The 6631-nt window shown below is 55.7% G+C and carries 6 protein-coding genes and 1 other annotated feature; of the genes, 4 read left to right on the top strand and 2 right to left on the bottom strand.

Features of this window, described 5'->3' with window-relative positions:
- Nucleotides 1-1207, bottom strand: a 1207-nt coding sequence (locus PAT3040_RS35340) for a DEAD/DEAH box helicase (RefSeq protein ID WP_108996286.1), incomplete at its 3' end; no start/stop codon positions are given.
- Nucleotides 1208-1332: 125 nt separating this feature from the next.
- Here PAT3040_RS35340 and PAT3040_RS35335 point away from each other — a divergent pair.
- The 4 genes from PAT3040_RS35335 (at nucleotide 1333) to leuS (ending at nucleotide 5422) form a co-directional block, all read left to right on the top strand.
- Nucleotides 1333-1533 carry a YwbE family protein gene (locus PAT3040_RS35335; RefSeq protein WP_087567187.1) on the top strand — a complete coding sequence of 67 codons (201 nt, stop codon included), beginning with the start codon at nucleotides 1333-1335 and terminating at the stop codon, nucleotides 1531-1533.
- Nucleotides 1534-1563: 30 nt separating this feature from the next.
- On the top strand, nucleotides 1564-1893 hold the full coding sequence (locus PAT3040_RS35330; RefSeq protein ID WP_108996285.1) for a hypothetical protein: 330 nt from the start codon (nucleotides 1564-1566) through the stop codon (nucleotides 1891-1893).
- Nucleotides 1881-2645: a GNAT family N-acetyltransferase gene (locus tag PAT3040_RS35325; protein WP_108996284.1), complete on the top strand. Its 765-nt coding sequence runs from the start codon at nucleotides 1881-1883 to the stop codon at nucleotides 2643-2645. Before PAT3040_RS35330 ends, PAT3040_RS35325 begins: the two co-directional genes overlap by 13 nt.
- Before the next feature lie 48 nt (nucleotides 2646-2693).
- Nucleotides 2694-2919, top strand: a binding site (T-box leader).
- Between the two features lie 61 nt (nucleotides 2920-2980).
- Nucleotides 2981-5422 (top strand): leucine--tRNA ligase, encoded by a 2442-nt coding sequence (leuS, locus tag PAT3040_RS35320; protein ID WP_108996283.1) that lies wholly within the window; start codon nucleotides 2981-2983, stop codon nucleotides 5420-5422.
- 276 nt (nucleotides 5423-5698) lie between these two features.
- On the opposite strand, the gene comER is transcribed toward leuS, so the two are convergent.
- Complete coding sequence (comER, locus tag PAT3040_RS35315; protein WP_108996282.1) at nucleotides 5699-6538, bottom strand: late competence protein ComER; 840 nt, start codon at nucleotides 6536-6538, stop codon at nucleotides 5699-5701.
- Between the last annotated feature and the right edge of the window lie 93 nt (nucleotides 6539-6631).

Genomic DNA, 6631 nt, shown 5'->3' with positions numbered 1-6631 from the left:
TGCGTCCTCCGCTGCGCTCGGAGGATTTGCGACCTGCCGCTTCGCCGCGTTCGCCGCCAGATCGAGCGCGGCTGCTCTCGGTCACTGAACCTTCGCGATCGATGGCCCTATGCTCAAGCCGCGCTTGAATGCCTTTTTCGATGAGGACCAGCTTGGAGCCGTCGTATGGGGTTGCCAACGTAATCGCCATACCCTTGTGGCCCGCGCGGCCCGTTCTTCCGATTCGGTGGATATAAATTTCGGAGTCTTGCGGCACATCGTAATTGTAGACATGCGTAACGCCCTCGACATCGAGACCTCTCGCCGCGACGTCGGTAGCGACCAGCATCTGCAGCTTCGCATCGCGGAACCGCTTCATCACTTGCTCACGCTTCGCCTGGGTCAGGTCGCCATGCAGCTCGTCGCTTTCGAAGCCTGCATCCTGAAGCTCTTTGTTCAGCTTCTTGGCCCGCACCTTCGTTCGGCAGAAGATAACGGCAAGATAGGGGCGGTGCTGCTCGAGCAGATGGATCAGCGCTTGCTGCTTGCCGCGGTCCGTCGTCTCGATGACAAGCTGGCGTATGTTGTCGAGCGTCACATTCGCGCTGCGAATCTGTACATCCTCAGGCGCGTTCATATATTCCGCCGCCAATTTGCGGATGGCATCCGGCATCGTGGCGGAAAACAGCATCGTCTGACGCGCCCGCGGCGTTTGCGTAATAATGCTTTCGACCTCCGGCAGGAAGCCCATGTGAAGCATCTGATCCGCTTCGTCAAGGACCAGCATGGACAGCTTGCCGAGATTAATCGTGCCGCGCGTCATATGGTCAATGAGACGTCCGGGCGTGGCGACGACGATATGTGGAGAGCGCTGCAGCTTGCGAATCTGGGCGTCGACGTCCTGGCCGCCATAGGCGGCAAGCACCCTTGCGCCGACGACAGGGGCAAGCTTTTTGATCTCTGCCGTAATCTGGATGGCCAGCTCGCGCGTCGGTGTCAGAATAAGGGCTTGTACCTGCTCCTTCTCAACGTTAACGCGCTGGAGCATTGGAAGAGCGAACGCCAATGTCTTGCCGGTGCCCGTCTGAGCTTGGGCAATAACGTCTTTATCCTGGAGCAGCATGGGGATCGTCTGACGCTGTACCGGCGTAGGAGCCGCTATTCCCTGTTCCTTCAATAATGCAGTAAGCTCCGGCGTAATGCCAAGAGAGCTGAATGTTGTGGACATATTCCATAATTCCTCATTTCATCTATTCGTATGATGCCTAGTATAACAGTTCGGAGGGTCGAGTGCATCTTGAAACTTGCTATGATAAAATGAGGCGAAGATAAAGGAAGCGAGGAATACGCATCATGAATGGAACGATCCGGGCCAACGTCAAGCCGGGGCTTGAAGTCAATATCGTGCTGAAGCAAGACCAGAGAACGGGCAAGCTGACGAAGGGCGTTGTCAAAGAGCTGCTAACGAATTCGCCGAACCATCCTCATGGCATCAAGGTCCGGCTGACGGACGGGCAGGTTGGCAGAGTGAAGGAAATATTGACGAATCCGTAATATCAATTTCAGATCGGGGAGGCGCGGCGGTTGGCGTTCGGCATAAAAAGAGACGAGATGAAGCAATGGAAGGCGGCCGTCGCCCGCGGCGAAATCGCCTTCTTGACCCATTATTGGCTGGATCCCAAATTTCCATGGATGACAACGGTCACGAAGGTCGGCTGTTCCGACTTGGACAAGCTGTCCTGCTGGTGCGTGGAGAACGGTCTTCCGCCGCAGCATATCCATGCCCGCGACGACTATCCTCACTTCGACCTCATAGGAGGCAAACAGGTCGAGATCCTAATCAAAGAGAAATTATACGATCAGCTTGAACGGTTCCGGCTGTTGGAGGGGGAGACGAAGGAATGGAAGCGATAGCGGCGGAATACAAGCGGCTCGAGGAGATCAGCCTTAATGGCTGGCCGGCGCTCCAGACCGTGCTGCTTGGCGGCTGGCTGGTTCGCTTCGCGGACGGCTATACGAAACGGTCCAACTCCGTCAGCGCGATCTATGACGGTTTTCCGGAGGCGGACGAGAAAATCCGGATTTGCGAAGCGTTGTATCGCGCGAGAGGGTTGGCGCCGGTATTCAAGGTGACGCCTTTCGTGCATCCCGGGGATCTGGACGACAGGCTGCAGAGCAGAGGGTACGGGAAGATTGACCATACGCTGGTCAAGGCGGCGCCCTTGGCCGGTATCGAGGCTCCCTCGCGCGAGGACTTGACCTTGACCGAGGAGATAACCGAGGTATGGCTGGACGCCGTTGCGGAGCTCCAAAAGCTGACCCCCAGCCAACGGGAGACGACGCGCCGCATGTTCGCTAACCGTCCTCTGAAGCAAGGCTTCGCCATGCTGGAGGAGAACGGGAGGCCTGTCGCCTGCGGCCTCGCAGTCATAGAGGATGGCTGGGCGGGACTGTACGATATCGTGACGGCGCCAGAAGCAAGGGGGCGAGGTTTCGGAGAAGCGATAACGCGGGGGTTATTCCGCTACGCGCATAAGCAAGGGGCGAGGATGGGGTATTTGCTCGTCGTGAGGGACAATACCGCGGCGAATGGGCTGTACGACAAACTCGGCTTCGAGACGGTGTACGAGTATTGGTATAGAATCGGCACGAACGGTAAAGCTTGACACTGCCAAGGCGTACCTTATATAATTTGATTTAATTGATTTGCAAAAAAGGAAGCGTTGAAGAGGAACAGTACTTGCGTAGCGGGGGCCTAGAGAGCCGGCGGTTGGTGGAAGCCGGACCCATGCGCGCGGGGAAGCTCGCCTTGGAGCTGCGGGATCGTTAATCGCGAAGCCCGCCGTAATGTCCGCGTTAAGGACATCAAGTGAGCGAACGGCAAAGTATGCCTTCGCTAACTAGGGTGGTACCACGGGAGAATGACCTCTCGTCCCTAGCGTTAATCCGCTGGGGGCGGGAGGTTTTATTTAGTTTTCAGACCTGATTAGGAGGAAGTTACATGAGTCAAGAGCAGCAGCGCCATGGCTACAATCCATTGGAGATCGAGCCGAAGTGGCAGCAATATTGGGACGGCAACAAAACTTTTCAAACGAAGGAAGACAGCGGCAAGCCGAAGTTCTACGCGCTGGATATGTTCCCTTACCCGTCCGGGGCGGGCTTGCACGTCGGCCATCCGGAAGGTTATACGGCGACGGATATCGTATCCCGCTACAAGCGGATGAAGGGCTACAACGTCCTGCATCCGATGGGCTGGGACGCGTTCGGCCTGCCGGCGGAGCAGCACGCGCTCGATACCGGGCAGCATCCAAGAGATATCACGTTCAAGAACATCGACAACTTCCGCCGCCAGATCAAATCGCTTGGTTTCTCTTACGACTGGGACCGCGAATTCAGCACGACGGATCCCGACTACTACAAATGGACGCAATGGATTTTCATCCAGCTGTATAACAAGGGACTGGCTTATGTGGCCGAAGTTCCGGTCAACTGGTGTCCGGCTCTCGGAACCGTGCTGGCGAACGAGGAAGTCATCGACGGCAAAAGCGAACGCGGGGGCCATCCCGTTATCCGCAAGCCGATGCGTCAGTGGATTCTGAGAATTACCGAATACGCGGAGCGACTGCTGGAGGATCTGGAGGAGCTCGACTGGTCGGAGAGCATCAAGGACATGCAGCGGAACTGGATCGGCAAGTCGACAGGAGCCGAAGTGACGTTCGACATCGAGGGGCACGACTCTGCGTTGGTAGTCTTTACGACGCGTCCCGACACGCTGTTTGGCGCGACGTATTGCGTACTGGCGCCGGAGCACGAACTTGTCGCCGGGATTACGACAGACGAGCATATGCATGCGGTTAAGGCGTATCAGGAAGCTGCAGCCCGCAAGAGCGATCTGGAGCGTACCGACCTGGCGAAGGAGAAAACGGGCGTATTCACAGGCGCCTATGCGATTAATCCTGCAAACGGCGAGAAAACCCCGATCTGGATTGCCGATTACGTGCTTGCAGGCTATGGCACGGGAGCAATCATGGCTGTTCCGGGCCACGATACGCGCGACTGGGAGTTCGCGAAGCAATTCGGCTTGCCGATCATCGAGGTTGTTTCCGGCGGGGACGTGGAAAAAGAAGCGTATACGGGCGAAGGTCCGCACGTCAACTCCGACTTCCTGAACGGTTTGAATAACGAAGACGCTATTAGCGCGATGATTAAACATTTGGCTGAGACCGGCAAAGGTCAGGGCAAAGTGACATACCGTTTGCGCGACTGGCTGTTCAGCCGCCAGCGTTACTGGGGCGAGCCTATTCCGATTCTCCATCTGGAAGATGGCACGATGAAGACGGTGCCGGTAGATCAATTGCCGCTGCTGCTGCCGGATGTCGACGCGATCAAACCGTCGGGCACAGGCGAATCTCCGCTGGCGAACGTGACGGACTGGGTGAACACCATCGATCCGGAGACGGGGATGAAGGCTCGCCGCGAGACGAACACGATGCCGCAATGGGCGGGCAGCTGCTGGTACTATCTGCGCTTTATCGATCCGAAAAACGACAAGGAAATCTGCTCGCCGGAGAAACAGAAAGAATGGCTGCCGGTCGATCTGTACATCGGCGGAGCCGAGCATGCGGTGCTTCATTTGCTGTACGCGCGCTTCTGGCATAAGGTGCTGTACGACCTTGGAGTTGTTCATACGAAGGAGCCGTTCTACAAGCTGGTGAACCAAGGCATGATCCTGGGCACCAACAACGAGAAGATGTCCAAGTCGCGCGGCAACGTCATCAACCCCGACGATATCGTAGGCGAATTTGGAGCAGATACGCTGCGTATGTACGAAATGTTTATGGGTCCGCTGGAAGCGACGAAGCCATGGAATACCAACGGCGTGGAGGGGACTTACCGCTTCCTGTCGCGCGTATGGCGCCTGTTCGTTAACGAAGACGGCAAGCTGAACGCGAAGCTGACGGATAACGGCGAGACTAGCGACGCGTTCAAGCGGACATGGCATCGCTCCATCAAGAAGATCACGGAGGACTACGAGAATCTCCGCTTCAATACGGTAATCAGCCAATTGATGATCTTTGTCAACGAAGCTTACAAGACAGAATCGCTTCCGAAGGCGGCAATGGAGCAATTCCTGCAGATGTTGTCCCCGATCGCGCCGCATATCGCGGAAGAGCTGTGGGCGCTTATTGGCCGCAGCGAATCGATTACGTACGCGGCATGGCCGGAGCATGAGGAAGCTTGGACAGTCGACCAAGAGGTTGAGATCGTCGTACAGGTTAACGGCAAAATTGCCGATCGCATCTTCATCGCGGCGGATATGAACGAAGCCGATATGGAGGCGCTGGCGAAGGGGCAAGACAAGGTTCAGGAGTTGATCGCCGGCAAGACGGTGCGCAAAGTAATCGCCGTCAAGGGCAAGCTGGTTAACATCGTGGCGAACTAACAGCACACAAGGGTCGGAGTGAAGAATGATAATCCGGACTTAACTGTATAAGTGCGAGTTCAAAAAGTTCGGTTCTCAGTACCGAGAAGATTGGATGAAGCTAGGACCTGAGGAGCGGAGCGTAGTGGAAGCTACGTGAGCACCGGAAGGTTCGGCTGAATTCAATATTCGATGTTGAGTAAGCTTCCAGAATTGCTTCGTAATGGGAAGCGGACTTTTTGAACAACCTCTATAACGCAAACCCGAAGAGGTGAGCGGGCATTAGCTGAAGAACAGCTATTGTCCGTTCACCTCTTCGCCGTAGAACAGGGAGGATACTCGCACCAGATCTTCCTGGTACTTGTTATGAGTCGTTCGAATGACTTGATTAAAGATGCCGTCCGTTTCCCGTTGGAGCAGCTTGAGCGCCTGTGCCGTTATGCCGCCCGGCACGGCGACCCGCTGCTGGACGTCTTCCATCGTAAGGCCGCTTTCCGTCAACAAAAGTCCGGTGCCAAGCAGCATGTTGGCGGCTACCTGCTGCGCGGCGGAGCGGGGGATGCCCGTCTCTTCTACGGCCGCATCCACGAATTGCTGCAGGAGAAAAGCGATAAATGCGGGGCCGCAGCTCGACAGGTCCGAGACGATCCGCGTATATTGCTCATCGATGCGAAGCGGCTCGCTGATATGCGCGAATAGAGACTCCAATCGTTTTCGGTCCTGTTCCTCCATTCGGCTTCCATAGATACAGAGCGATGCTCCGCTCCAGACGAGATTGGTTATGCTGGGGATGATTTTTGCTATTTTGCAGTCCAGCTCTCCTTCCAGATGAGAGACGAGGACGGGGCTTGTAATCGAGATAACGGTCTGATGCGGCAGCAGTACTGGCTTAATATCCTCCACGACATAAATGAACTCATGCGGCTTCACGCACAAAAAGACATAATCGGATCCACAAGCAGCATCGGCATTAGTGTTGACGGCTCTCATGCCGGGATATCGTTCGGCCAGCGCTTTCGCTTTCGCGTAGGTGCGATTGCTGACGGTAATATCGTTCGGCGCCAAAGCGCCTGACGAAAGGAAAGATTCGATCAGCAAGCTGCCCATGGAGCCCGTACCGATAAATCCAACGTTCATGCTTAGCCCTCCTATACCGGCGATTCCAAATATCATGCTCTTACAATGTATTCAGAGAGACTTGTTTGTTATGTCAATAAGATAAATTGAATT

Origin of the sequence: Paenibacillus agaridevorans, assembly GCF_003112455.1 — a bacterium.
GTDB lineage: Bacteria > Bacillota > Bacilli > Paenibacillales > Paenibacillaceae > Pristimantibacillus > Pristimantibacillus agaridevorans.
Note: the sequence above shows the minus strand (reverse complement) of the source record. Positions and strands in the feature narration are given on the sequence as shown.